General features: G+C 54.8%; 26 protein-coding genes and 1 riboswitch. Of the genes, 23 read left to right on the top strand and 3 right to left on the bottom strand.

What is annotated here, in order from left to right; translation table 11 throughout:
* Positions 1 to 17: 17 nt before the first annotated feature.
* From EV686_RS07045 to EV686_RS19100, 3 genes are all read right to left on the bottom strand, one after another.
* Positions 18 to 1,457 (bottom strand): multicopper oxidase family protein, encoded by a 1,440-nt coding sequence (locus EV686_RS07045; RefSeq protein WP_132474996.1) that lies wholly within the window; start codon positions 1,455 to 1,457, stop codon positions 18 to 20.
* A 289-nt stretch (positions 1,458 to 1,746) separates the two neighbouring features.
* Positions 1,747 to 2,025, bottom strand: a complete 279-nt coding sequence (locus EV686_RS07040; RefSeq protein WP_165972536.1) for a DUF2933 domain-containing protein — start codon at positions 2,023 to 2,025, stop codon at positions 1,747 to 1,749.
* A gap of 400 nt (positions 2,026 to 2,425) precedes the next feature.
* Positions 2,426 to 2,761 carry a four-helix bundle copper-binding protein gene (locus EV686_RS19100; RefSeq protein WP_132474992.1) on the bottom strand — a complete coding sequence of 112 codons (336 nt, stop codon included), beginning with the start codon at positions 2,759 to 2,761 and terminating at the stop codon, positions 2,426 to 2,428.
* Between the two features lie 327 nt (positions 2,762 to 3,088).
* Between EV686_RS19100 and EV686_RS07030 the strand changes: the two genes are divergently transcribed.
* From EV686_RS07030 to EV686_RS06920, 23 genes are all read left to right on the top strand, one after another.
* Positions 3,089 to 4,144: a YVTN family beta-propeller repeat protein gene (locus tag EV686_RS07030; protein ID WP_132474990.1), complete on the top strand. Its 1,056-nt coding sequence runs from the start codon at positions 3,089 to 3,091 to the stop codon at positions 4,142 to 4,144.
* A 123-nt stretch (positions 4,145 to 4,267) separates the two neighbouring features.
* The gene (locus EV686_RS07025) at positions 4,268 to 5,074 is read left to right on the top strand and encodes a class I SAM-dependent methyltransferase (protein ID WP_243650786.1); all 807 of its coding nucleotides are present in this window, start codon (positions 4,268 to 4,270) and stop codon (positions 5,072 to 5,074) included.
* A gap of 312 nt (positions 5,075 to 5,386) precedes the next feature.
* Complete coding sequence (locus EV686_RS07020) at positions 5,387 to 5,695, top strand: heavy-metal-associated domain-containing protein (protein WP_132474986.1); 309 nt, start codon at positions 5,387 to 5,389, stop codon at positions 5,693 to 5,695.
* Positions 5,696 to 5,814: 119 nt separating this feature from the next.
* On the top strand, positions 5,815 to 6,084 hold the full coding sequence (locus tag EV686_RS18960) for a DUF2933 domain-containing protein (RefSeq protein WP_132474984.1): 270 nt from the start codon (positions 5,815 to 5,817) through the stop codon (positions 6,082 to 6,084).
* Positions 6,085 to 6,298: 214 nt separating this feature from the next.
* Positions 6,299 to 8,140, top strand: a complete 1,842-nt coding sequence (locus EV686_RS07010; protein ID WP_207901712.1) for a copper resistance system multicopper oxidase — start codon at positions 6,299 to 6,301, stop codon at positions 8,138 to 8,140.
* Entirely contained in the window at positions 8,137 to 9,207 is a 1,071-nt protein-coding gene (locus tag EV686_RS07005) for a copper resistance protein B (RefSeq protein WP_165972535.1), read from the top strand. The genes EV686_RS07010 and EV686_RS07005 overlap by 4 nt, the downstream gene beginning before the upstream one ends.
* Positions 9,208 to 9,352: 145 nt before the next feature.
* Positions 9,353 to 9,781, top strand: a complete 429-nt coding sequence (locus EV686_RS07000) for a cupredoxin domain-containing protein (RefSeq protein WP_341539329.1) — start codon at positions 9,353 to 9,355, stop codon at positions 9,779 to 9,781.
* A 178-nt stretch (positions 9,782 to 9,959) separates the two neighbouring features.
* Positions 9,960 to 10,547: a M23 family metallopeptidase gene (locus tag EV686_RS06995; RefSeq protein ID WP_165972534.1), complete on the top strand. Its 588-nt coding sequence runs from the start codon at positions 9,960 to 9,962 to the stop codon at positions 10,545 to 10,547.
* Between the two features lie 190 nt (positions 10,548 to 10,737).
* The gene (locus tag EV686_RS06990; RefSeq protein WP_132474978.1) at positions 10,738 to 11,430 is read left to right on the top strand and encodes a heavy metal response regulator transcription factor; all 693 of its coding nucleotides are present in this window, start codon (positions 10,738 to 10,740) and stop codon (positions 11,428 to 11,430) included.
* Entirely contained in the window at positions 11,427 to 12,842 is a 1,416-nt protein-coding gene (locus EV686_RS06985; RefSeq protein ID WP_132474976.1) for a Cu(+)/Ag(+) sensor histidine kinase, read from the top strand. The genes EV686_RS06990 and EV686_RS06985 overlap by 4 nt, the downstream gene beginning before the upstream one ends.
* A gap of 683 nt (positions 12,843 to 13,525) precedes the next feature.
* Entirely contained in the window at positions 13,526 to 14,140 is a 615-nt protein-coding gene (ccmA, locus tag EV686_RS06980; RefSeq protein ID WP_132474974.1) for a cytochrome c biogenesis heme-transporting ATPase CcmA, read from the top strand.
* Positions 14,140 to 14,820 (top strand): heme exporter protein CcmB, encoded by a 681-nt coding sequence (gene ccmB / locus EV686_RS06975; protein WP_243650812.1) that lies wholly within the window; start codon positions 14,140 to 14,142, stop codon positions 14,818 to 14,820. Before ccmA ends, ccmB begins: the two co-directional genes overlap by 1 nt.
* Positions 14,821 to 14,828: 8 nt before the next feature.
* On the top strand, positions 14,829 to 15,566 hold the full coding sequence (ccmC, locus tag EV686_RS06970; RefSeq protein ID WP_132474970.1) for a heme ABC transporter permease CcmC: 738 nt from the start codon (positions 14,829 to 14,831) through the stop codon (positions 15,564 to 15,566).
* Positions 15,563 to 15,754 (top strand): heme exporter protein CcmD, encoded by a 192-nt coding sequence (ccmD, locus tag EV686_RS18955; protein ID WP_132474968.1) that lies wholly within the window; start codon positions 15,563 to 15,565, stop codon positions 15,752 to 15,754. Before ccmC ends, ccmD begins: the two co-directional genes overlap by 4 nt.
* Positions 15,738 to 16,178, top strand: coding sequence for a cytochrome c maturation protein CcmE (gene ccmE, locus EV686_RS06960; RefSeq protein ID WP_132474966.1), 441 nt, complete (start codon positions 15,738 to 15,740; stop codon positions 16,176 to 16,178). Before ccmD ends, ccmE begins: the two co-directional genes overlap by 17 nt.
* Positions 16,179 to 16,183: 5 nt before the next feature.
* Complete coding sequence (locus tag EV686_RS06955; protein WP_132474964.1) at positions 16,184 to 18,145, top strand: heme lyase CcmF/NrfE family subunit; 1,962 nt, start codon at positions 16,184 to 16,186, stop codon at positions 18,143 to 18,145.
* The gene (locus EV686_RS06950) at positions 18,142 to 18,666 is read left to right on the top strand and encodes a DsbE family thiol:disulfide interchange protein (RefSeq protein WP_132474962.1); all 525 of its coding nucleotides are present in this window, start codon (positions 18,142 to 18,144) and stop codon (positions 18,664 to 18,666) included. Before EV686_RS06955 ends, EV686_RS06950 begins: the two co-directional genes overlap by 4 nt.
* Complete coding sequence (locus tag EV686_RS06945; RefSeq protein WP_132474960.1) at positions 18,663 to 19,115, top strand: cytochrome c-type biogenesis protein; 453 nt, start codon at positions 18,663 to 18,665, stop codon at positions 19,113 to 19,115. Before EV686_RS06950 ends, EV686_RS06945 begins: the two co-directional genes overlap by 4 nt.
* Positions 19,115 to 19,981 (top strand): c-type cytochrome biogenesis protein CcmI, encoded by an 867-nt coding sequence (ccmI, locus tag EV686_RS06940; RefSeq protein WP_132474958.1) that lies wholly within the window; start codon positions 19,115 to 19,117, stop codon positions 19,979 to 19,981. The genes EV686_RS06945 and ccmI overlap by 1 nt, the downstream gene beginning before the upstream one ends.
* 5 nt (positions 19,982 to 19,986) lie before the next feature.
* Positions 19,987 to 20,586 carry a TlpA family protein disulfide reductase gene (locus EV686_RS06935; RefSeq protein ID WP_243650785.1) on the top strand — a complete coding sequence of 200 codons (600 nt, stop codon included), beginning with the start codon at positions 19,987 to 19,989 and terminating at the stop codon, positions 20,584 to 20,586.
* Positions 20,587 to 20,669: 83 nt separating this feature from the next.
* Positions 20,670 to 21,392: a cytochrome c biogenesis CcdA family protein gene (locus EV686_RS06930; RefSeq protein ID WP_452447949.1), complete on the top strand. Its 723-nt coding sequence runs from the start codon at positions 20,670 to 20,672 to the stop codon at positions 21,390 to 21,392.
* A 543-nt stretch (positions 21,393 to 21,935) separates the two neighbouring features.
* Complete coding sequence (locus EV686_RS06925; RefSeq protein WP_132474955.1) at positions 21,936 to 22,295, top strand: helix-turn-helix domain-containing protein; 360 nt, start codon at positions 21,936 to 21,938, stop codon at positions 22,293 to 22,295.
* A gap of 675 nt (positions 22,296 to 22,970) precedes the next feature.
* Positions 22,971 to 23,225, top strand: coding sequence for a helix-turn-helix transcriptional regulator (locus EV686_RS06920; RefSeq protein ID WP_132474953.1), 255 nt, complete (start codon positions 22,971 to 22,973; stop codon positions 23,223 to 23,225).
* Positions 23,226 to 24,432: 1,207 nt separating this feature from the next.
* Positions 24,433 to 24,530: riboswitch (SAM-I-IV-variant riboswitch) on the top strand.
* Positions 24,531 to 25,230: the final 700 nt, after the last annotated feature.

Here is a 25,230-nt window from a genome sequence, read left to right as displayed (position 1 = left end):
AGTAACCATGCTCTGGCCTACGCGCTGACAGCGAACTCTGTCATCATGCCGGTTTCAAGATGCGGCATATGGTGGCAGTGCAGCATCCAGCGCGCGGCTTCGCCCGCGTCGAGCGCGATATCGACCTTCGACATCGACGGCACATATACAGTGTCCCGGAAGGCGCCCGAGACCGCGCGTCCGTTCAGTCCGACGACCTGGAACACATGTCCGTGCAGATGCATCGGGTGGCCCATCATCGATACGTTATGAAAGGACAGCACGACCCGCTCGCCGCTTTTCGCGCTAACCGGACGGTGCTGGCCCCAAACGGCGCCGTCGATCGTCCAGACATAAGGCTGCATTGTGCCGCCCAGCGTTACGATGTGGCTACGATCTACGGGCCGACTCGTCAGTGCGTTCAAGGCGATCAAGCGCGACTCCTGTGACAAGTCAGTGTCAAAGGCGGGTGCGTCGGTTTCTGCCAGGGTGTCAATGCGGCGGATTTCAGCGCCCGGAGTGGCAAGGATCAGCCCTGTACGCTCTCGCGCCCCTTCTCGTAGCGCGAGAATCGGCCAGGCACCACCGTCCTGTGGCAGGTCGATTTCGAGATCAAGGCGTTGGCCCATGGCCAGGCCGAAGCGCGTGCCCTGAACGGGCTGGATGGCATGTCCATCCACAGCGACGAGCCGGGCTTGCGCTTTCCCAGTCTCGATCCAGAAAACCGTTGCCGCAGCAGCGTTAATCACCCGCAGACGGATGCGCCCGCCACGCTCGACCTGCACCACCTCGGGATCCGAAAGCGTGCGGTCGTTGGCAAGATAGGCATCCCAGTCGTAGTCATTGAGATCCATCGCCATGCCATCCATGGCACCATGGTCCATGCCCGCCATATCACTCATGTGGCCGCCCCCATGACCACCTCCATGGCCGCCCCCGTGGCCTTCCTCGATCTCAGCCATCACTTCCTGGGGCGTCTTGAATGAGAAATCATGCAGGAATAGCACCACCTCTTGCCGATCGGCCGCAAGATCTTCCTTTGAACGAACGATCAACGGTGCCGCGAGCAGTTGCATCTCCTGGATTGGCACATGACTGTGCATCCAGAATGTGCCCGGCAACGGCTCAAAATCATAGGACCGCGTTTCACCCGGCGCGAGCATCGGCAAAGGCAAGTCTGGTACGCCGTCCTGCGCGTTGGGTGGAATTTGGCCATGCCAGTGAATGATCGTACTCACATCAAGATTGTTAGTCAGGTCAACCCTGAACCTCTGTCCCGCGTCGAGAACTAAGCCTTGGCCGCTAGGACCAGCAAGACCGAAGACGGTCGCCGCGCGACCGTCGACATCGAGCGTGCGGGTTGCTGCCTGTAGAGACAGCGGGGCCACACCCTGCGCCGCCGCGAACTTGGGCAGCTGCGAATAGGCCAGCATGGCTGCACCCGCGGCAAGAAAGCCGCGTCGTGAAATGGTATTCATTATTGTTTCCTGTACAACGGTAGTGCTAATGCATAGATATAGCGAAGTGCTGCGGTCAGTCGAGTGACGCAAGCATTACTTTTTCATAATAAAAAGACATTTGAGCTGGCAGCCCACAAGGGAGCGATACGAGCTCAAGTGCGCAGAAATGCTGACGGCACACCCATCTCATAACCTCAACAATGAGTACAGCATGATCCCTGCAAACGCGACGGCCAACACTATGAGCATTCCCAGCACTGCGATTAGAACTAAAACTGCTCTCTTGAGGTCGCCACCCATTAGCTGGTTAGGCATCCCGCCGCTTACTCACCGCCAGGCCTAGGCGAGTGAATCCCGACTTAGCGGGCTCATCCGTCGGTATCTCTGTCGACCTATGTTTCTTAGTTCCATGGTCCGTATGGCACGACTGCATCCCCTTCATCATGAAAACCATCATCAGCGGACAGATCAACAAAAACAGAAACGGGCTTACCGCAACGAGTAGTTCGCGTGCGGCGGGAAAGATTGCATAGGCAACCGCAATCCCAACGGCAAGCCCGGCGCCGGCCTTTAGCATCGTCTTCATATCGCATTTCATTTTCGGTTCTCTTTGGTGATATGTTTATCGTCCGCCATACAATCGAGCGGCTCACCTTACTGTAGCCGCCGCCGCCTTTCAGGGGCATTGCTTCTGCATTACATCTTTGTCATCTTCGCCGCGCCGTCGTAACCAAGTAATTTGTAGCGGGTTGTATTTGTCATCGGCGCAATGCTCGGCGACTGCGCATAAAAGCAGGAACGAACGATCCTTTCACATTTCCTCAGGAGCCTCGACGGGGCTAGACACCAGACTTGTGGAGCAAGGCCATGCTCTTACCCGTTAGCACACCGTCGCTCCAAATATAAGAAGCCGACGTGACACGTCACGTCGGCCTTCAGTTAATCGCGCCTTATTGGGCGGCGCGAACGTTCCTTAAAACAAGACGTTAAGCCGCCTGGGCCATCCGCCTGCACTCCTCAGCACATGTGCGACACGCCTCCGCGCAGCGTTGGCAATGTTCCATTTCGTGCTTCGCGCACTCTTCTCCGCAAGCTTCGCAGATCTCTGCACACAAGCGACAGATGGATTGCGCAAACTCACTCCCTCTCGCCATATAACTGGCCGCAAGGCGGCACATTGCAGCGCAATCCATATCCAGTTTTACACAGCGCGCCATGCTACTGGCGTCTTGTTCATGCAGGCAGGAAACTGCGCAGTGATCACATTCTGTAGCGCATGCATAGCAGGCGTCGATGCAAGATTGAAACTTCTTATGGGGCATATTCATCTCCAATGGTCTTAACAGGTGTTTAATCGTGCGTCCCTAAGTGAGACGCCACACGGCTAAATCAGCAAATCTCAAGCCGTCGCACCAGAGAAAAATATGAGTGGTGAGCGACACTGGGCGCGCATTACACCTTTGTAATCGTGCCGTCATTTTCTCGAATATCGGTACGTGCAGTGCCCGTCGCACCCGCAATAGCGGCATGGCATTACAAAAGGGTAATTCGTGAGTAATCGTCCGGTCAGGGGCAGCACCCTATAGTTTCAGCCATGGTTTCCCATTGCCAGAAAACAATTTTCCTTGCCTATATATGGAGGCTTCCCCATGCTAAAACTTCGTCCTGTCCTTCTCGCTGTCGCTCTTGCCTTCTCTGCCAGCACGATACACGCTGCGTCGCTGCCAAATGGCGTCGTATATAGTGCTAACGAGGGCGATGGATCCGTTAGCAAGATCGTTCTGAGCACAGGCAATGTGCAGACAACTCCGATCAGCGTCGTGCCCCATAATGTTCAGATTTCCCCGGACGGCAAAACAGTGCTCGCCGTCGGAACTGCGAAGAACAACGGAGGTGGACACGGCGGTCACGGAGAAAAGGCAGCTGGCGCGCACAGCGACGGCGCCGACGCTCATGGCGATGCCGGCCTGCTGATCTTGGACGTCGATCAGCTTGATAACGTGTTGCAAACACTGCCGTCGGGCGACCACCCTGCTCATATCGTCACCAGTTCTGATGGGCGCTATGCGTACATCACCAACGCCGATAAGGATCGCGTGTCGGTAGTGGATATCCAAGCGAAGAAAATTACCGCTGAGATTGATACCGGTTCTTATCCGCACGGCTTGCGCTTGAGCCCGAGTGGGCTCGAGCTTTACGTAGCAAACGTGACCGACAACTCAGCTTCCGTCATCGACACCAAAAGCCTCAAAGAGGTCGCGAGGATTCCAGTAGGCAAGGCACCCGTACAGGTGGCATTCACCCCGGACGGCAAGCAAGTATACGTCTCACTACGCGACGAAAACAGCGTGGCCGTGATTGACGTGGATACGAGGAAAGTGACCAATCGCATCGGCGTCGGTCGCGGCCCGATCCAACTCTATGCCGCTGCGGGCGACACGATGTACGTGGCGAATCAAGGAAGTGATACCGATCCAGACAACACCGTTTCAGTGATCGATACCACAAACCAAAAGGTTATTGGCACCGTCGTGACGGGTAAAGGTGCTCACGGTGTAGTTGCGAGTGAAGACGGTAAATACGTCTTCATCACTAACACCCTCGATAATAGCGTGAGCGCGATCGACACCAGCACTCATGATGTGGTTGCTACGTATCAGGTAGGACCCAACCCTAACGGAATCACGTACCGTAGCGCGCCATAAATTGTTTCTTAGAAAAACGCGATTGGTGCCCCGGCGGGAATATTGGGGGTTCCGTGGCAAACCCACAAAAAAACGTGCGGGTTTGCGTAGGAATAGATCACCATTGATTTGGAACCAATGAACATGCAACAGCCTCTTAATCCTGCCGAAGTGTACGAGCGCTATCTCAGCCGACCTATTGCAGATCCATGGACACGCGTTCTTTTGGAATTGGCAGTTCCCAAGCGCGGTGATCGGGTTCTCGATCTTGCATGTGGCACCGGCAGTGTGGCTCGACAGGTCGCACCGATAGTAGGGACAACTGGTACAGTCGTCGCGGTCGATATCAACGCAGACATGTTGAAGGTGGGTCGCACCCAACACCAACCCGCAGGCGCGCCGATCGAGTGGCGCCAAGGCGATGCAACGCACCTAGACCTTCTTGACGATAATTTCGATCTGATTTTCTGTCAGCAAGGACTGCAATTCTTTCCAGACCGAGGCGCTTCAGTACGAGAGATGCGCCGCCTGCTTCGCACGCACGGAACAGCCGTAATCAGTGTCTGGCAATCTCTAACTCGACACCCAATACACGAAGCGCTATTCACCGCCACCGCGCGCTACCTCGACGTCCCATTCAGGGACGTCGACGTTGCCTTCTCCTTTTCCAGCGCAGAAAAGCTCTATACGTTGCTTAGAAGCGCGAACTTTACACATGTAGAAGTTACGACGAAAGCTGTGTCGATCCAAATGCCTGAACCCGAACGATTCGTCGAATTTTCTATATTGGGCGCAGCGACATCGATTCCGAAGTTTGCTTCGTTAGACGGGGCAACGCGAAGTGCGCTCGTGAGCGAAGTAACCAAGGAAACTCACGCAGTCGTGCAAAGCTTCATGAAGGGAGATTCCTTACGATTTCCCATGGAAGCCAATATTGCGATTGCGAGATAGTTTGATTCTGCGGACTGGGGTACCGGCCACTTGTGGTCGACGACGGTTGAAGTCGGAAGTAGAACTGCACTTCAATGAGTTGCAAACGACCAGCTGCATTTTCAATTTGCTACTAACACCGGAAAGCTTTCAAGTTTGGACGCTATGCGGAACCGTGATGGAATCAGCGAAGGTATTGCTTGACCTTGTCGCAATGGGAAGGTTTATCTTGGTAGTGACAGCACGCGACCGGGAACCGTGGGTACGAGGAAACAGAGACGAGCTGTGGCTCTGACTGCCGTTTGAACTGAAACAATACTGAAGGAGTAAAGCATGAAACAAATCGAACTGAAGGTAGCGGGCATGACTTGCGGCGCCTGTGTCGCAAGAGTGACTCGGGCACTTGTTGGTGTACCAGGGGTGCATAACGCCGAGGTAGACCTTGCGCGGGGAGTGGCGCGCGCCAACGTTAACGACGTCGCTGCGATACAACCGGCTCTGCTGCAAGCTCTAGCGGCGGCGGGCTACCCCGCGCAGCAAGTGACCGGCAGTGCTGTGAGTATGGAAGGCAGCCAGGAAGCCGCTCCAGAGGGTTCTAAACGCGATCCTCGAGCAAGCGGCGGGTGCTGCGGCGGCCACTGAGCGTCTCATAAAGTATCGGGTCGATATTTCGCTGTATGCATTGCAGAGGGGCGCAAACGCGAGCTGAACGCCGCTAGCGTTCTAGAAAGTATTAGTTAATTTAGTTGGAGCTCCTGCGTATGAAGCATCATCCGTCCCACCCCAAGCGTCAACGGCCATCGCCCTCGCTTTGGGCGCGCCCTGGGGCGAAGGCTTGGATTTCCCTCGTCCTAGTGACGGGCTTTTACCTCATGCGGGAGCATTGGGGACATATCACAGGCTGGTGGCCTTATTTACTCCTGGTAGCCGTTTCGCTCATGCATTTAATGCATGGGCACAGAGGACACCAGCATGGCAATTCGAGCGAATCGGATTCAACGCAGCATGACGAAAAAGCCAAAGGCCAATGATATCGGTGCTGCCGGCACCGGTCACTATCCGCCCGAGGAGGCGCCGATCACGTCGTCGCTAAACCGGCCATACCGTCCATTACAAAAATGTAATGCGGGCGTCATTGGGCCGACATGTGCGCCTCGTTAAAGTCGTTGTTGGCGATTTAATTGAAGCCTCGATCATCGAAGGATGATTGATTTCCACCATCTTTCGAATTTCGGATACGCTCACGTGAAACACCTGCTACCGCCCTCGCTTGCACTGCCTATCCTGCCCCGTCGCCGATTCGTTCAGGGCCTTGCGGCCGGCGGCGTATTGTTGGGCTTGTCCCCCTTCGCCCGAGCTGCTGGGGGTTCGTTCGCCAAGACGGGCACAGGCTCAGCCGCTGTCCTGACGGGAACCGAATTCAACCTGGAGATCGGTGAATCGCCCGTCAACTTCACCGGCAACCCACGCATGGCCACGACGGTGAATAGCTCGCTTCCTGCCCCCACGTTGCGTTGGCGCGAAGGCGATACGGTCACTATTCACGTCAAGAACCGGCTGCAGGAAGCGACCTCCATACATTGGCACGGCATCATCCTGCCTTTCCAAATGGATGGCGTGCCAGGCATCAGTTTTACGGGCATCGCCCCAGGAGAAACGTTTACATATCGATTTAAAGTCGAACAGAGCGGCACCTACTGGTATCACTCCCACTCTGGGATGCAGGAGGCGACCGGCGTCTATGGGGCGATCATTATTGACCCGGCAGAAACCGACCCCATACGGGCGGATCGGGAGTATGTCGTTCAGCTCTCAGATTGGACCGACGAGGACCCGATGCGGGTCCTGGCCAAGCTGAAGACGCAAGGCGACTACTACAACTACAACCAGCCCACCGCCGTTGATTTCTTCCGGGATGCCTCACGGGATGGCCTCAAAGCAGCCATCGACAAGCGCAAAATGTGGAACGAGATGCGCATGAGCCCGACCGATTTAGCCGACCTGTCCGCGAACGTGCTGACCTATTTGATGAACGGCACGACACCGGCGGGCAACTGGACGGGGCTGTTTCGGCCTGGTGAACGGATCCGCCTACGCTTTATCAACGGAGCAGCCAACACCTTTTACGACGTCCGCATACCAGGCTTACAGTTAACAGTCGTTCAAGCCGACGGCGTCAACGTTGAGCCCGTGACTGTGGATGAGTTCCGCTTTGGTCCTGGGGAAACCTACGACGTGCTGGTGCAACCTAAGGACGATACCTACACCGTCTATGCGCAAGCCATGGATCGCACGGGATATGCGCGCGGTACGCTCGCCACACGTGCCGGACTCGAAGCGCCTGTGCCCGCGCTTGATCCAGTGGAATGGCTGACCATGGCGGACATGATGGGCGCAATGGGCGGTGGCATGACCGGAATGAGCCACGGCGCGGCCGGCCCGTCGTCCATGAGCGGTATGGACCATGGCGCTATGGCAGGGATGAACCATGGCAGCATGCAGGGCATGAATCACGCAGGCATGGCGAGTATGGATCATGGCCCAATGGCAGCGGCTGGCGCAAGCACCCAAGTGCGCCACGCAAGGACCGAGTATGGTCCGAGCATCGATATGCGGGTCGACATGCCTCGCACCAATCTGGACGATCCCGGCATTGGGCTGCGCAATAATGGCCGCCGAGTATTGACGCTTTCAGACTTGCACACGGTGGGCGGCGCGATGGATCCACGCGGCGCAGAGCGTGAAATCGAGCTTCATCTGACCGGGAACATGGAACGCTATGCCTGGTCGTTCGATGGCGTCGAATATGGAAAATCGACACCTGTGCATTTTCGCTACGGCGAGCGGGTCAGGATTATCTTGCACAACGACACCATGATGACGCACCCCATGCACTTGCACGGTATGTGGAGTGAGCTGGAGTCGCCCGACGGCAGCTTCCAAGCTCGCCGCCACACGATTCCGGTGCAGCCGGCGCAGCGCATCAGCTTTCTCGTGACCGCGGATGCACTGGGTCGCTGGGCTTGGCACTGCCATCTGATGCTGCACATGGATGCGGGAATGTTTCGCGAAGTGGTGGTGGCATGAGCTCAATAAACAAGAAAAAGGGAATCTTCTTCGTGAATACCCATATAAAAAAAAGCATTCTTGCCGTTGCAATCGCAACGCTCGGCGCAGCTCCTTTTTTCGCGTACGCCCAAGCGCATGACGCCCATACAGGCCATACCGCCATGCCAGCGAGCTCGGCTCCTGCAGATACAGCAAGCATGCCTGGCATGGATCACAGCAAAATGAATATGCCTGGCATGGACCATGGCCAAACCAACACAGCTCCAACGGCTGCTGCTCACGATATGGGAGCAATGGATATGAGCGGCGGCGGGATGGACCATGGCGATATGCAGATGCAAGGCGGATCGGCGCCACCAGATGCACGCGATCCGGATGCCTACTCCGATGGCTATGTGCGTAACGCGGGCAAGTACGCGCTGCCACCTTCAGATGCGCTGATCATGTCGGATATGCACAATTTCGGCTCCGTCAACGTCGACCGGTTCGAGTACGTCAGGGCGCGAGGCGAGGAATGGGCCGCCTATGAAGGGGAGGCTTGGTATGGCAGCACCTATAACCGCCTCGTCATCAAAGCGGAAGGCGAAGTGGCGAGCGGCAAGTTGCAGGAGTCCGAGACGCAATTACTTTGGCGCCATGCGGTTTCAACTTTCTGGGATACGGAGCTGGGGGTTCGTTTCGATCACGGCCAGGGCGCGCCGAACCGGGAATGGTTGGCATTCGGCTTCAAGGGGTTAGCGCCTTACTGGTTCGAGGTGGATGCCACCGCTTATGTCGGCCCCAGCGGACGCACGGCTCTGGGACTGAAGGCCGAGTACGACATCTTGCTGACTCAGAAGTTGTACCTGCAACCGAGCGTGGAAGTGAATCTCCATGGCAAAGACGATGAACGTTGGGGCATTGGCAGCGGTCTTACAGACGGCACGGCGGGCTTGCGCCTCAAGTACGAAGTCACGCGTCAGTTTGTTCCCTACGTTGGCGTGGAGTGGTCCAGCAAATTTGGAAAAACGGCAGATTACGCGCGGGCAGCGGGCGACTCCAAGCAGGAAACCCGTTTCGTGGCGGGTTTGAGCTTTCGGTTTTAACGGTTTTACCAGGGAACATCATATCTGATGCTCTTTTTTTCCTCATTCAAAAGTGATTTTCATGAGAAAGACACTATCTATATCGATATTAAGCACGTTACCGGTTCTGGCATTTGCTGCCGGGAGCCACGGTGGAGGTCATGAGATGAAAGACGGCACCGTGATGCAAGGCCATGACATGTCCAGCATGAAAAAAACCGGCTCAACTATGGGGCAACCTGGCGACCCCGCCAAGGTCACACGTACGATCGAGCTAGTCATGGACGACACCATGCGTTTCTCTCCAAGCCAGTTCAACGTCAAGCCGGGCGAGACGGTTCGTTTTTTCATGAAGAACAACGGCAAAATTCCGCATGAAATGGTGATCGGTTCCGTTGCAGAACTCAAAGAGCATGCAGCCATGATGAAAAACATGCCTGGAATGAAACATGCCGAGCCCAATATGATCACGGTCAATCCTGGTCAAAAAGGTGGGCTCGTCTGGCAGTTTCCTCAGGCTGGAACCGTTGACTTTGCCTGCCTCCTTCCCGGACACATGGAAGCCGGCATGATCGGTAAGGTAAAAGTCGGATAAGGTGCCATGAAGGCAAAGGCGGCGGTACTGCGTACGCAGTACCGCCCACGCTTTTTCCCCACAGCATCCAGAGTCGATCGGATCAAAGAAGACGAACCACGCTTTAGCACTAAAAGAATATTTTCTATCTGACATGCATAGGATATTAAAAGGCCTGTTTCTCGTCTTGGGCTACCTTATGACGAATACTGTGGCAGCATCGGAGGTCAGGCAGACTTCTATTATCGACGGCCCCGTTCACACGCTCGGCAAACACTCGCATAAAGCCCCACCTCGGCTTGAGAGCTTACGCAGGATGTTTCTTAACACGCCACTGAGCGAACGCGTGCATATCAATTCAGCCTATGGCTACCGACTTCATCCGGTATCGGGCAAGTGGGCCGGCCATCAAGGTCTTGATTACCCTGCCCCAAAAGGAACCCCCATCCGTGCCACGGCTCAGGGAAAAATTTCTTTTATAGGCGTTCAGAACGGATATGGAAAAGTGATTTTCATAGAACACGACGATGTCTATTCCACTGTATATGCACATCAAAGTCGATTTAAGAAAGGCCTAAGAAAGGGTGTCAACATAGAAAAAGGACAGATCATTGGCTATGTCGGTTCGACCGGAATATCCAGTGGCCCCCATCTGCATTATGAGCTGCGAGTCAATAATCAGCCGGTAGACCCCATCCAAGAAAAACGGAAACTGGCAGCCTCCAAGCCCGGTAACCCCATGCCAGATCTTGCGCGCGGCGCAAGTCTAGCAACAAAGACGCGTTGAAATCCGGGCTTACAGCAAGACTGGACGGACTTGACCGAAGGGTCGCAAAGCCGCCACCCGACATTACAATTTTGTAATCATCCCGTCATGCACGTGTCACGATGGTGACACTAGACTGTAACGATGGTTTAGTAAGGCGAAGTCCGGCCGTGGGAGCCCCGCTTCCGCGGAAACTTTCAGGAGCGATCACATGAAACTGCTTGTTGTGGAGGATGAGGTCAAGACGGGCGACTACTTGCGCCAAGGTCTGCTCGAATCCGGCTTTGTGGTCGATCTCGCCCGCACCGGCCTTGACGGTCACCACTTGGCGCTGACAGGCTCCTACGACCTAATCATCTTGGACGTGATGCTGCCCGACGTAGACGGCTGGCGCATCATGCAGTCGCTGCGTGATGCTAAATCGCAGACTCCGGTCTTGTTTCTCACGGCGCGCGATAGCGTGGAAGATCGGGTGAAGGGCTTGGAGTTGGGGGCAGACGATTACTTGGTCAAACCGTTCGCCTTCGCCGAACTTCTCGCACGCGTTCGCACCCTATTGCGGCGCGGCGCTGTCCCGGCCGCAAGTGATCAAATGCAAGTAGCCGATCTCGTACTCGACATTCCACGGCGGCGAGCGGAACGCAAAGGAACTCGGATAACCCTCACTAACAAAGAGTTCGCCCTGCTGGAGCTCCTCGTGCGTCGCCAGGGCGAAGTGCTGCCTCGATCGTTGATTGCTTCCCAAGTCTGGGATATGAATTTCGATAGCGACACCAATGTTATCGACGTCGCCATCCGGCGTCTTAGGGCGAAAATCGACGACGAGTACGAACCTAAATTGATACATACGGTGCGCGGGATGGGATACATGCTCGATGTCACCGATTCGACACCAAGCCAATGAAGCGACGTCCTGTCTCTCTGGCGGTACGACTTACCGTCTCGATCGGCGCAGTGATCACGGTTGTATTGCTGACGTTCGGATGGGTCATCGAGCGCTCAATCAACAATCACTTCATCCAGCAGGACGTAGATGAACTGAATGCGGTTCTGCAAGCCCTAAAACACACCGTTGCGACACTGCCGGATGGCTCACGTGCCGCAGACGTACGGGCCATGTTTGCAAGCGCTGTTTCCGGTCATCACAATGCTCAGTACCGAATTTCGACGCTGGCTGGCTCGGTGGTCTATGCGACGCCCGGCTCGAACCTGGCAAGGTTTGCAAAAATTTCGCAACCTGTCGACCAGATCACTGTTGATACAGTAAGTATATGGAAAGACCATAACGAAACTTACAGAGGTGCAGTGATTCAGGTTCCAGCCGACAGTCATACGGGTATGGAAGTTCTTACCATTGCCGTGGGTACCGGCATAAATTTCCACCTGCACTACCTTGAGAGCTTTCGCAATTATCTGCGTGTCATTACGGCGGCTGCCTGCCTTATTGCAATTTTTCTTACATGGCTCGCTGTGCATCAAGGCCACGCGCCCATAAGGCGAATCAACCGTCAGATAGGAAGAATCAAGTCCGACCAGCTGCACATCCGGTTGTTCCCTGATGCAGTGCCAGTAGAACTTGCCGAGCTGGCCACATCTTTCAACCAGATGCTAGACCGTCTCGAAGACGTGTTCAGGCGTCTATCCGATTTCTCGGGTGATATTGCTCATGAATTGCGTACACCGATTACGAACATAAAAACCCAGACAGAAGTCGCACTTTCTCAAGCCCGCAGTGTCGAACAGTACCGTGAAATCCTGTATTCCAATCTAGAAGAATATGATCGGATGGCCAAGATGGTCGGCGACATGTTATTTCTGGCTCAAGCGGACAACAAGCTGCTAAAGCCTGAGCTAGTAGCCATCGACCTTGAAGCTGAAGTTCGCATGCTCTTTGATTATTTTGGTGCTTGGGCCGAAGAACGTGAAGTCGCCTTAGAGGTATCCGGTGGGCCTGTCAGTACTTTAGGTGACAGATTGATGATTCGCCGTGCGCTGAGCAATCTATTGTCCAACGCTATTCGACACACTCCTAGCGGTGAAACGGTCTTGGTCCAGCTGGAAAAAATGGCTGCACACGCCCCGAGTACGGTAAAAGTCCTCATACAGAATCCAGGCCTCGCCATCCCTTCAGAACATCTTCCCCGTATATTCGAGCGGTTTTATCGTCCTGACGCCTCCCGTCAGCGCTCGGGGGAAGGTGCCGGCCTGGGATTAGCAATTGCGAAATCTATTATTGAGGCCCACGGGGGTACCATCACTGTCAGCTCGAACGATGCAGCGACGGCCTTTGAAATTCTTTTTCCTGGACACAATTGACGTTTTTAGAGTCTACATCCCACCCCGCACGACACACCGGCCGAAGGTGCGTCAGGGCTGCCCAAGATCCCAGCTTCACCCCTATCCGGTTTGCAGGCATAGCCCCAAACCTGTAGAATGTCAACGATTATGAAACGATTGATTTTGCTGATAATATTTTCGTTGCTTCCGCTCCAGGCCTCCTGGGCGGTAGTCGACTTCTATTGTCCGCCAACGTCAGTCGGCTATGTGGACGACCGTAGTTTTAACCTCCAGGAAACGAAGGCGCCATCCTACGACGAAGTGAAGAAGGCAGACACTTCGTCGGAGATGTCAGGGCATTCGGACTATGTCTGTCATGCATCCTGTGCGTTTTTGTTATCATCCTCACATTCCCCCCCTCCGCCGCTCGCTTCCGACTCTGGTCCTGACCTTCGGCAGGTCGCCATGAAGCAGCGCGCGCTCAACGAGCGTCCCGAACGCCCTCAGTGGCTGCCTCTCGCCTGAGCTGGCACGCCGTGCGTGAAACTGTCGCGCAATCTTGACCCTTTCGTGGTTCTCGGCCTGAAACGCATGGTACGCCGTGCCAGTTCTGTCCAGCTTATCGAACTGCACTGAGGGTTGACGGCAGCGCCGGCATTCTTGCCCTTAGTGTCCGCAAGCTTTTGTACAGCGAGCAACGAAGTTGCGAATTGGGGACGATCGTGCTTGAAGCCATCAATCTGACCTGCGTGCGCGGTGAGCGCCGTCTATTCCATGACCTGAACGTTCATGTTGAACGTGGATCCGGCCTGTTCGTCCAAGGGCCGAATGGGAGTGGAAAGACAACACTGCTGCGTGTATTCGGGGGGCTCACACCCCCTTGCGGCGGAGCTATCCTCTGGAACGGAAGACCGATTCAACTCGCTCGAGACGATTTGCGACGGAAGCTACTTTATTGCGGTCACCTGATAGGCCTCAAAGACGACCTGACCGCAATAGAGAATCTCGTTTATGCAGCGGCATTAGCTGACGAACCTATCAGCAACGCAATCGCTCAGGAGGCATTGAAGCAAAGCGGCTTGTATGAAATTGCAGACCTGCCGGTGCGGGCGCTTTCTCAAGGCCAAAAACGCCGGGTAAGTTTGGCCAGACTGTGCTATTTGCGACGATCTTTCTGGATACTCGATGAGCCTTTGACTGCGCTTGATGACGCGGCAGCGCAATGGGTGCTCGACAGGATTTCGCGGCATTTAAATGAAGGCGGCACTGCGATTTGGACCAGCCACTTACCGATGGCCGTAGCCGGATCAATACGTACGTTGCGGATCGGCTCATGATGCAATCACTTGGTTTAGCGGCCACATATGCGGTGATTCGCCGCGACTTAGGTCTTGCGATGCGTCGTAAGTCCGACGCTCTTACACCGGTCTTCTTTTTCGTCATCGTGGTTAGTTTATTTCCCCTCGGTATAGGTGCCGAGCGCGATACGCTGAGACAGATCGCACCAGGGATCATTTGGGTCGCTGCATTATTAGCAAGCATGCTTTCACTCAACAGGCTTTTCGAAGAGGACCATGCTGATGGGACGCTGGAGCAACTCATGCTATCCACAGCCCCCCTTGGAATGCTCGTCACAGGGAAGGTAATTGCGCACTGGATCCTTACCGGTGTTCCTCTGCTATTCGTCGCACCGTTGCTGGCGTTGCAGTTTGATCTCGCACCCGCGTCATTGTTGACCTTAGCCACCTCCCTCGCGATAGGTACGCCAGTACTGAGCCTGTTGGGGGCGATAGGCGCGAGCTTGACGATCGGATTGAGGGGTGGCGGCGTACTTATCGCGTTATTGGTTCTGCCGCTCTATGTACCAGTACTGATCTTCGGTGCAGGAGCGGTCGCCTCGGTTAATGCAGGGTTAGGAGCCGAATCCCATTTCTCATTGTTAGCGGCGGCTTTGGCGCTGGCTGCGTTCTTCTCACCTTTGGCCACAACTATGGCATTACGGATCGCGTTGGAGTAAGGCAATAAATGATTAACTGGTTCAAATATTCCACGCCAAGCACGTTTTACCCTCTGGCAGGTCGTTTGGCACCATGGTTCATGCTCGCGGCTATAGCGATAGGATCCTTGGGGCTTTATATCGGTTTCTTCCTGGCACCCACAGACGCGCAGCAGGGTGAAGGCTACCGCATTATTTTTCTCCATGTGCCGGTCTCGTGGATGTCCATGTTCATATACCTTGTTATGGCATTCTGGGCAGCAGTAGGCCTTGCCTTCAACAGCAGACTATCAGCCATGATGGCGCGCGCGCTCGCACCGACAGGCGCGATGTTCACCTTCCTCTCTTTATGGACGGGCGCCCTTTGGGGCAAGCCGATGTGGGGAACGTGGTGGGTCTGGGACGCACGCTTAACATCTGAATTGATATTGCTGTTTCTTTATATAGGGATTATGGCGCTTCAGTCTGCCATTGAGAACGCTCGCCGCGCTGACAAAGCCGGTGCACTCCTGACTTTAGTCGGTGTAGTCAACATACCCATTATCTATTTCTCGGTCGAGTGGTGGAACACATTGCATCAAGGCGCGTCCGTATCCCTCACGCGCGCCCCGTCCATGGCAACGATCATGCTCGTTGCCATGCTGCTCGTATCCTTGGCCGCTTGGATGTACACAATCAGCGTCGCACTGATACGCGCTCGATGCATCATTTTGGAACGAGAACGTCATAGCACCTGGGTACATCGATTGAATGAGAAAAAACCATGAAGTGGAATAGCGCCGCAGAATTCTTCGCGATGGGGGGCTATGCCCCATACGTATGGGGCTCACTAAGTGTCACGCTCATCGCTCTAGTAGTGGAAGTCGCTCTGCTTAGCCGACGTCGGAAACGCTCGATATCGAAGTTGCCAGAGAAATCCGATTTTGAAAGGAAAAACAATGAAAGCTCGACATAAGCGGTTTGCCCTTATCGGGGGCGGCATAGCTACCTTAGGGATCGCGACCGCGCTGGTCCTGAATGCTTTTCAGGACAACCTGGTATTTTTCTTCACGCCTGCACAGGTCATTGCTGGAGAAGCCCCTAAAGAGCGCACGTTTCGAGTTGGTGGAATGGTGCAGACCGGCAGCGTGCAGCGCGATGGCTTGACAGTAAATTTCGTCGTTACGGATTCAGTTCAAACCGTATCAGTGCTTTATACCGGGATACTGCCTGACTTATTCAGCGAAGGAAAAGGTGTTGTAGCGCAGGGAAAGCTGGATGGCAACGGCCAATTTCGAGCGGAGCAGGTATTAGCAAAGCACGATGAAAATTATATGCCGCGGGAAGCCCAGCACGCTTTAGATCAGGCGACCCAGAACGCCGAAGGAACGAGGTTGTAGCCGACATGATTGCTGAATTTGGCCACTTTACCCTTATCTTGACGCTACTCGTGGCGGGTGCTCAAGGGGCGTTGACTTTGCCAGGTGCGGCAAATGGGAACGCGGCATGGATCGCTTTTGCACGACCTGCGGCGCGTATCCAGTTTGCCCTAGTCAGTCTGGCATTCCTAAGCCTGACTTGGGCGTTCATAACCAAGGATTTCTCTGTGGCCTATGTCGCAGAGAATTCCAACTCCCGGTTGCCGCTCTTCTACCGCATTGCCGCAGTTTGGGGCGGCCATGAGGGTTCGCTTTTGCTGTGGGTACTGATGCAAACCGGCTGGGCATGCGCGGTCAGCATGCTTTCACGTCAGTTGCCGGAGCCTATGGTCGCCAGAGTCCTGGGCGTATTGGGCTTGGTCAATGCTGGATTTCTGCTGTTTGTTCTGCTCACATCAAACCCATTTGAACGCCTTACGCCAGCTCCGTTGGAAGGACTTGATCTAAATCCACTTCTACAGGATATAGGCCTAATCTTTCATCCGCCATTGCTCTACATGGGTTACGTCGGATTTTCCGTGGTGTTCGCTTTTGCGGTCGCAGCACTTCTGGCGGGAAGACTCGACGCGGCGTGGGCTCGCTGGTCAAGACCATGGGCTACTGCAGCTTGGCTCTTCCTTACGCTCGGTATCGCAGTCGGAAGTTGGTGGGCATACTACGAGCTCGGCTGGGGCGGGTGGTGGTTCTGGGACCCAGTCGAGAACTCGTCGTTCATTCCATGGTTGGTGGGTACAGCCCTCATACATTCCCTTGCCGTCACCGAAAAGCGCAATAGCTTCAAAAGTTGGACCGTCCTGCTCGCCATTAGCACTTTCTCGCTATCCCTGCTCGGTGCTTTCTTAGTGCGTTCGGGCGTCTTGACCTCGGTACACGCTTTTGCCACAGACCCCCGCCGAGGCGTATTTCTCTTACTCTTGTTCGCTGTAGTGGTGGGAGCGTCACTACTCTTGTACGCGGTCCGCGCGCCAAAAGTTGGTCTAGGCGGACGGTTTGATTTTATTTCGCGCGAATCCCTTTTGCTCGTTAACAACGTACTGATGGCAGTGGCTGCCGGATCCGTACTACTCGGTACGTTATATCCACTCTTCATAGACGCGCTGGGGCTTGGAAAAATATCCGTTGGCCCGCCCTACTTTAACGCGATTTTTGTACCTCTCATGGTGCCGGCATTACTCCTTATGGCGGTGGGCCCTATAGCGAACTGGAAGTCCGCCAAGTTGCCAGCCATGTTGAAACGTCTGTACATCCCCGCATTCCTCGCCGTTGCATTCGGCATAGGTGTACCGCTAGCGCTCGGACGGTGGTCTCTGCTTGTTGCCCTCGGCGTGTCACTCGCGACATGGATCGGTGTTGCCGTCGTCATTGGCATCTACGAACGCATGAAAGCGACGCGTAGCGGCTTGTTCTCCCAGCCTCTCAGTTGGCTCGGCATGCACGTCGCCCACCTGGGCATAGCGGTTTTTGTTGTCGGTGTCACGCTCGTAATGGGCTACGAAACTGAGGAAGACGTGAGCATGGCGCCGGGGCAAACGGTACAGGTCGGGGGGTATGACTTGAAATTCATAGGCGTGCGCAAGGTCCCAGGCCCAAATTATGTCGCCGACATGGGAGACATCGAAATGTTCCGCGACGGAGCATCTATGGGCCTACTGCATCCAGAAAAACGAACGTACGCATCCTCTGCCATGCCTATGACCGAGGCTGCGATCGACGCCAACGGACTTCGTCATGTGTACGTGGCATTAGGAGAACCGCTCGGTGGCGGCGCCTGGAGTGTTCGCGTGTATTACAAGCCCTTTGTAGATTGGATTTGGGGCGGTTGTCTCTTGATGGCCCTAGGCGGGTTGTTAGCGATCAGTGATCGCCGCTACCGACTGAAGCGGAAGGCGCGTGATGCGTCCGTCGCATTGAAGGGAGCGACGTCGTGAATCGTTTGTTTTGGCCCTTCGCGGGATTCATCGTGCTGGTGGCATTCCTTGCGGTCGGACTCACGTTGAAGCCAAGTGAGTTGCCCTCGCCTCTTATCGATAAACCGGCTCCAAACTTCTCTTTACCCGAATTGAAGTCGCCTGAAAACGTCTTTACCTCTGACTCGATGAAAGGCCAGGTCTGGCTACTAAACGTATGGGCATCCTGGTGTGCTGCTTGCCTTGACGAACATCCGGTCATCTCGGAGCTAGCCGACTCCGGTGTGGTACCAATCATAGGCTTGAACTACAAGGATGTACGCAACGAGGCGATAGCCTGGCTCGCGCGCTACGGAGACTCATATACGCTCTCTGTGTCGGACACGCGTGGCCGTGTAGGAATCGATTTCGGCGTCTACGGAGTCCCTGAAACGTTTGTCATCGATAAGCAAGGAATGATTCGCCATAAGCACATCGGGCCGGTGACACAAAGCGCAGTACGCGACACGCTGCTGCCACTAATTCGGGAGCTCCAGCAATGAAATACTGGTGGTTTGCCATTTTATCTCTCTTGATTGCAATGCCGGCTTCCGCAACGACGGTCGACCCTGAGAAGCGGATGTTCAACATCGCGCAAGAGCTGCGTTGCCTTGTATGTCAGAACGAATCCATTGCAGCGTCAAGGGCTGAACTAGCCGTCGACCTCCGTCAGCAGATCCGCGAGCTAATCCAAGCCGGCCGAACCGATGACGAGATCCGAACCTACATGGTTGAACGATACGGGGATTTCGTGCTCTACCGTCCGCCCATGAATGCCACTACGGTGTTGCTTTGGTTCGGGCCGATGCTGCTGTTCTTATTGGGCTTGACGATACTGATAATGGCACTCCGCCGCCGCAAGGCCCGCCTCGTTAATACTCCGCTGAGCGCCGAAGACCGCAAACGTGCACGTGCGTTACTAGCCCAATCTGCCGACACTGAGAAATCCTGATGAACCTCATTTTTACTGTACTGGTTGTACTGGTGCTTCTTGCCGTCGTGCTCCCGCTAGGCCGCGTGCTATGGCGCGGGCCCCGCGCAACGACACATCTTGAGCACCACGTCGTGAATTCGGCCGTGCTTCGTGATCAGTTGGCCGAACTCGAGAGAGATCGTAAAAGCGGCACATTGTCGACGAAGGATCATGGCGAAGCCGTTCAAGATCTACAACGTCGAGTGTTAGATGAGGCAAAACCAGTCGTAACAAGCGGAAAACAGCCTCGCAATGGGAAATATGCTGCGTTAGGTGTAGCGGTCGTTCTCCCCGTGGCGTCGATGTTGTTATACCTTCAACTAGGAAACCCCGCTGCGATGAATCCGGCGCCTACACAGCCGTCACCCAGCATCACACAAGCTGATGTTCAGGCAATGGTGAATTCACTTTCTGCACGACTCGCACTGAATCCAGACGACCCGCAAGGGTGGCTCATGCTTGCCCGCTCATATCGGTATTTTTCGAGATATGAGGAAGCCGCGAAAGCTTTCGCGCAGGCAGGAAGTGCAGTTGAAGCCGATCCGCTCGCACTCACCGAGTACGCAGAAACCTTGGCACGAAACAGTCCTAACGGTTTCTCTGGCTACCCCACCACATTGCTCGAACTCGCGCTAGCCCTTAGTCCCCAAGACCCATTTGCACTAACACTTGCAGGCGCTGCAGCATTAGAACGGCGAGATTATGACAGCGCCATCTCTTACTGGCAGCAGGTGCTTGGAGCGGTTCCCCCGGACTCGAACGCGGCGCGCGCTATTAGCGAGAGCATCCAACATGCGATCAATCAAAGAGACCACGACACAACTACTCCAACCCCAGCACAGTAGCCATCATGAAAAGTGCTTTGAAAATATTCTTTCTTACGATGATAGTGATTGCTTCATTGGTCGCCATCGCATTTTTCTTGTTTACTTACCAGCGTGAGAATGCCACAGGAAAAGTCTCCGGGGGCACTCTCAACATCGCCATTGATATCGGCGATCAACGCTTCATGCGCTGGAGTACACCGCGAGATCTTCCAACCCTGCCTTTCAAGGGCGAAGCAGACAAAGCGCTCAGCTTGGCAGACTTCCGAGGGAAAGTCGTTTTATTAAACATTTGGGCTACCTGGTGCCCACCTTGCCGAGAAGAAATGCCCTCACTCGACCGGCTAAACGCCAAACGGGGCGGCGCAGACTTCGAAGTTGTGGCTTTGTCGATTGACCGTGATACGGCCTTGGTCGAATCGTTCTACGAAGAGTTCGGAATAGAGACTTTGCGTGGATACTTTGATCCATCAGCACAAGCTCCAAATTCACTCCGTGCCCCCGGTGTACCAACGACTTTACTCATTGATCGAAACGGTCGAGAAATAGGTCGCGCGTTGGGACCCGCCGCTTGGGACGGCGAGCAAGTAGAAGCGTTAATCGATAGAGCTTTACAGGGCTCGTAAACAAGCTGACGCGCAAGGCGCATTGCGATCATAAGAAACGTCGTTTTTAGGATATTTCAATGCTTGAACTTACCACGATCGGAATGCTGACTGCATTTATCGCCGGTATTGCATCGTTCTTATCACCGTGTGTTTTGCCCCTGGTTCCGGGGTATCTATCTTATGTCGCCGGCGGCAACATATCTGCGACGACACCTGTTCACGATGGGCGCTCACAGCGATTGAGAGCGTTCGGGCTCAGTGCATGCTTTGTTCTCGGGTTCGCACTGGTATTCGTGATTCTAGGTGCTAGCATTACGGCAATCGGTCGCCTCTTCCTCAGCTATCGCTACGAACTCAATATTGCGGCCGGTATCATCATAGCGTTAGCGGGCCTGACCGTGATGGGCGTTGTGCGCGTTCCGATGTGGGCGCAGCGCTATTACCGTTTTGACCCTGACACAAAAGGCGGTAATCCCTGGTCCGCTCTGCTTCTGGGAGTCGCCTTTGGATTTGGCTGGACGCCCTGCATTGGCCCCGTGCTTGGCAGCATTCTGGTTCTTAGCGCAACATCTGAGAGCATAGGCCATGGGACTGCTCTGTTAGGAATCTACGCAGCCGGTTTAGGCGTTCCGTTCCTGCTTTCCGCATATTTCATGACGCCTTTTATGCGTCGCCTAAGCTCTCTACGTCGAACGGGTCGTTACATTCAGCTGATTACGGGCGCGATCCTAGTATTAATGGGCATCGCCGTAGCGAGCGGACAGCTAATGCGTTTTGCGATCTGGCTTCTGAAGACGTTTCCGGCTTTGGGGAGCATAGGTTGATCTTATACGGACAGCAACCCTTCCAGGGTTAGTTGCCTGCAGCCGAGAGCCGAGGACACGGTCTTGCGCCCTGGGCGGTACAGCGACGGGCTACAGTCGCGTAAGGGTGAATAGCAAACCTGAGCATTGCGGTTTGCGCCGCTGATGCCCACAGTCATCCTCACACAAACCATCACCGAGCTTCTGTTTCTTCCGGCATATCTCAAGCATCTACCCCAGCTACTTCTATATAGCGGCGGCAAACGCAAAGTCAATATCCCCGCACGCAACGAGCGACACCTGGCGAAGCTAGCCGCCGGCTTTCTGGCCGCTGTGAATGATCGCAGCTGTGGTGCCCCGGGGTAGGTGCGAAAAATGCTCCACGGTTTCAAAGCATGGTAAACCTGCGTTCCACGGCGTTCCAATACCTGCCACAATGTCGCGACAATGACATTTCAACCCTCAAGATTATTAGTTAGTTATTTTTATATCCGGTCATAATTTGAACCGAAGGTCTGTCATAATGTATCTTTCTACTAAAAAACGCACCGCAAACTGCACAGCATGAGCACCATCGGCGACCGCTTACGCATCGCGCGCACGAAACGCGGCCTCACGCAGGAAGCGTTAGCCAACCTTGTCCAGACGCCGCTTACACAAGGTGCCATAGCGCATATTGAGGGTGGCCGCAGCGAATCCTCGCGACACATCGTATGGATCGCCGCAGCGCTGCACATCAGGGCTGAATGGCTGGTCACTGGCAAGGGCGAAATGTTTGAGGAAGAATGGCCCTGGCCTAGTACCCCCTGTAGCGTCGTCGCGGAACTTCCTGCACATGTGCGGGAAGACATTGGCGACTACATTCAGATGAAGTTGGCGAAGCACACCAAGAAAGAAGACAACGGCCCCACGTCCGCCACCTGACAATAAAGCGCCGCGCTGTTTCTTCCCCCGACTCTGCAAAAAAACGACAGCCACCCAGTTCCGGGGCCTCAGTCCCTTGACGAGTCAATCCGGATCTCAGCGTGTCTCTTTCTAAATTTTTCTCCCGTCCGAGGGGAATTCGCATTATCAATATGACTTTTTAGTATTACATTTGTATTGACTCTGCGTAGTAGATACGTAATGATTACACCAACCCTGCTCTTTAACAACAGAACACCGATAAATACCGCGCCCTGCTCCATCTGAGCGGTGCGAGTGCGCGGCTACCCGTGTCACCAGCTTCGTACTGGGTGACGTGCACCTGGGTAGGAGTAAAGCAGGTGAAAAATCATTCCTCTTCCGGGCCGGTAGCGACTGGTGCGAACTGGAAGGTGTGAGTGACGATCCGTTCACACGGACGCCGGCGCTGCCGAAGTGCAGGCCACATTCGATAGATGGCGCGTAATCCGTCGATGACAGCGGCAAAGACCGCAGTTCCCAGCATCCCGCCGAACCGCGACAGCGGGGCCAGCGGCGGGCGCTGCTGAGAATGATGAAAGCACCCGGCCCCCATCGAGGCAACTTGGCGGGTCGGACAACACGGCGCTGGTTGCGCCGGCTTTGGAAAGCATCCTGAGTCTCCAGGGTGCTTCCCAAGGTCTAACGGAGGAACAAATGAAGGAACAGGCACTGTCGAACAGCATCTTCGGCTACCCGTCACCCAGCAAGCAAGCCCCGAAGCAACCTGACGAGGCTCTTCTCTATCGGATCCACACGGCAGAAGCTAAGCTCGGCGTGTCACGTTCCACGATCTATCGCTTGGTCAATGAGGGGGAGCTGGTACTCATCAAGATAGGCAAGCGATCTAGCGGCATAACAGCCGCAAGCGTGCATGCACTGATCGAACGCAACAAGACCGTGGCCAGTTAGCTCAAACCTTGCATCAATCGACTCTGTCCGAAAAATGACAACAAACATCGGGCAGAGAAACACCCACTGTTGTAGCTACCGCGAGGTCAGCGGGAGAAAGAGCTTGGCGAAACGTGTAGTGCCGGCTTTTGACTCTCAAAACGGCTCATGAAATATCACCACAGGCCACTTTGTCGCTTTTTTGCACCATACGCCGAGTTGTACCCCGGTTTGTACCCCCACGCTCCCGCGAGATTTGGGAACCCGCATGAATAGTGAACTATAGAGGTTCAATTAGATTCCGCCCCAGGCCACCAAGTTACCAAATCCCAACCCTTATCGGTTGGGATTTTTTTTGCCTGGAACGCCAGTGTTGGCGGGGGTTTGCGGTTTCGTCTCGCGAGCGGTGGGTGGGTTCTCAGCCCCGTTTTCGCCCTCTCCCGCCTCTCTGTTCTCGGTTTTTCTCTACCGGGCTCGCGAGCGGTCGCGAGGGTAAGGCTAGGTTTTATGCGGGTTTCGGGCTGAAGGGTTGTGATTGGTCACTGCATGGATGGGGCGACCGAGAACCGAGTGGCAAAAAAACCGCCCGCAGGCGGTTCCAGGCACCAGATGCGACGCGGAGAGCACTCACCCCAAAACGGCTGGCCATGGCCGCATAACGGTGCTACTTCTGGGCACCGTTAAAAGTGGGGATTACCACACTTCCTGGCTGACCAGTACAGTCGGCACGGGCGTTGGGAAATAACATATAACAATGTGGCGCAACCTCGACAGAGCCTTTATCCATAAATTCTCCCTGGCCCCTATAATCGATCCTAATCCAACTCTAGAAGTCAGTCTCTGCTACGGAACCGGAATGCATACATGAACGGAACCATACGAATAGAGAGCACCGATAAACCGAATTTCTGCCCAAAGTGCGGCAGGGCTACCGTTGTCGCGATCGCTTATGGTTTACCCGACCCGAGCGCCTTCGAAGACGCCGCAGCGGGAACGTTCGTCCTGGGTGGCTGCTGTCTATCGAGTGACAATCCAGATTGGCAATGTACAAGTTGCGAGCAGCAATTTCATCGCATTCGGGATGCTGAGGATGCCGAGGACGATCCGGCTTGATTGGACATCCTTAGGGACAGTCTGATCAATAAGTCAGCCGGATGAAAGTCGTTGCATGCCTTGGGCTGTTTCTCGAACACGGAGTTGACAGTTTTTTAGTTCCGACTTAAAATAAACATTGCATCAAGAGTTGGGCCTAATGCCCATGCCAACCTGTGGCCCATACAAGGTGGAAAGACGATGCGGCTTATCAAAGCAATCAGTGGGAACAACAGCGCCCGCAATTGCGGGCATTTTTTATGGGCCTTTTACTCCAACTTGCTCCCCAGGCATGATGCCAAAGAGCTAAAAAGGAAGCAACATGACATATCAGTTTCATATCGACGGAGAAATCTACATTGGAGAGACTATTCCCGGCGCCGCGCGCATGAGAATATTCCATCCAAGAACCGACCGGTTCGTCGTTGCCTTCGATCCCGATGTCCACTCGCTGCGAGGCAACCGACCCTCCGGAAGCTGGGCAAATATCCAGCCACATACCGACTTGGCGCTCCTTGAAACACTGGAAGCCCAAGTCTTATCGGCTTGCCGAGCTAGGCTTCGCAACTATGATGAAGCCAACGGACGAACTCACCGAATTTAAGATTAAAGGGAGTGTACGGGCATAGCAGTCTTTCCGCACACACCCCTTCCCGCTAGATGTGACGCGCAGACGACAGCACGCCAACGGAAGAGTGGTTCGACTTTCACTCCTGCCCCACCACCAGTTGCAAATGACCCACCGGTCTTCCGTTGGTGTGCCGTTAAGCATAAAACTGCCATTCGGAAGACTTATGCTTTAAATCCCGATCGGCAACATTATGCTTTATTGGGATCAGTGAATCGCCCCGGGTTTTGCGGAGGCTCCAACCTTTGAGAGAATGGAGCCACTATGAGCAAGCAGAACAAGTTTTCCCCCGAAGTCCGTGAACGC

It is taken from the genome of Paracandidimonas soli, assembly GCF_004342005.1.
GTDB classification, from domain to species: domain Bacteria; phylum Pseudomonadota; class Gammaproteobacteria; order Burkholderiales; family Burkholderiaceae_B; genus Paracandidimonas; species Paracandidimonas soli.
Note: the sequence above shows the minus strand (reverse complement) of the source record. Positions and strands in the feature narration are given on the sequence as shown.

Coding starts and splice junctions, on each gene's coding strand:
- EV686_RS07045 (WP_132474996.1), bottom strand. CDS start 1,457: ATGAATACCATTTCACGACGCGGCTTTCTTGCCGCGGGTGCAGCCATG.
- EV686_RS07040 (WP_165972536.1), bottom strand. CDS start 2,025: ATGAAGACGATGCTAAAGGCCGGCGCCGGGCTTGCCGTTGGGATTGCG.
- EV686_RS19100 (WP_132474992.1), bottom strand. CDS start 2,761: ATGCCCCATAAGAAGTTTCAATCTTGCATCGACGCCTGCTATGCATGC.
- EV686_RS07030 (WP_132474990.1), top strand. CDS start 3,089: ATGCTAAAACTTCGTCCTGTCCTTCTCGCTGTCGCTCTTGCCTTCTCT.
- EV686_RS07025 (WP_243650786.1), top strand. CDS start 4,268: ATGCAACAGCCTCTTAATCCTGCCGAAGTGTACGAGCGCTATCTCAGC.
- EV686_RS07020 (WP_132474986.1), top strand. CDS start 5,387: ATGAAACAAATCGAACTGAAGGTAGCGGGCATGACTTGCGGCGCCTGT.
- EV686_RS18960 (WP_132474984.1), top strand. CDS start 5,815: ATGAAGCATCATCCGTCCCACCCCAAGCGTCAACGGCCATCGCCCTCG.
- EV686_RS07005 (WP_165972535.1), top strand. CDS start 8,137: ATGAGCTCAATAAACAAGAAAAAGGGAATCTTCTTCGTGAATACCCAT.
- EV686_RS07000 (WP_341539329.1), top strand. CDS start 9,353: ATGAAAGACGGCACCGTGATGCAAGGCCATGACATGTCCAGCATGAAA.
- EV686_RS06995 (WP_165972534.1), top strand. CDS start 9,960: ATGACGAATACTGTGGCAGCATCGGAGGTCAGGCAGACTTCTATTATC.
- EV686_RS06990 (WP_132474978.1), top strand. CDS start 10,738: ATGAAACTGCTTGTTGTGGAGGATGAGGTCAAGACGGGCGACTACTTG.
- EV686_RS06985 (WP_132474976.1), top strand. CDS start 11,427: ATGAAGCGACGTCCTGTCTCTCTGGCGGTACGACTTACCGTCTCGATC.
- ccmB (WP_243650812.1), top strand. CDS start 14,140: ATGCAATCACTTGGTTTAGCGGCCACATATGCGGTGATTCGCCGCGAC.
- ccmC (WP_132474970.1), top strand. CDS start 14,829: ATGATTAACTGGTTCAAATATTCCACGCCAAGCACGTTTTACCCTCTG.
- ccmD (WP_132474968.1), top strand. CDS start 15,563: ATGAAGTGGAATAGCGCCGCAGAATTCTTCGCGATGGGGGGCTATGCC.
- ccmE (WP_132474966.1), top strand. CDS start 15,738: ATGAAAGCTCGACATAAGCGGTTTGCCCTTATCGGGGGCGGCATAGCT.
- EV686_RS06955 (WP_132474964.1), top strand. CDS start 16,184: ATGATTGCTGAATTTGGCCACTTTACCCTTATCTTGACGCTACTCGTG.
- EV686_RS06945 (WP_132474960.1), top strand. CDS start 18,663: ATGAAATACTGGTGGTTTGCCATTTTATCTCTCTTGATTGCAATGCCG.
- ccmI (WP_132474958.1), top strand. CDS start 19,115: ATGAACCTCATTTTTACTGTACTGGTTGTACTGGTGCTTCTTGCCGTC.
- EV686_RS06935 (WP_243650785.1), top strand. CDS start 19,987: ATGAAAAGTGCTTTGAAAATATTCTTTCTTACGATGATAGTGATTGCT.
- EV686_RS06930 (WP_452447949.1), top strand. CDS start 20,670: ATGCTGACTGCATTTATCGCCGGTATTGCATCGTTCTTATCACCGTGT.
- EV686_RS06925 (WP_132474955.1), top strand. CDS start 21,936: ATGAGCACCATCGGCGACCGCTTACGCATCGCGCGCACGAAACGCGGC.
- EV686_RS06920 (WP_132474953.1), top strand. CDS start 22,971: ATGAAGGAACAGGCACTGTCGAACAGCATCTTCGGCTACCCGTCACCC.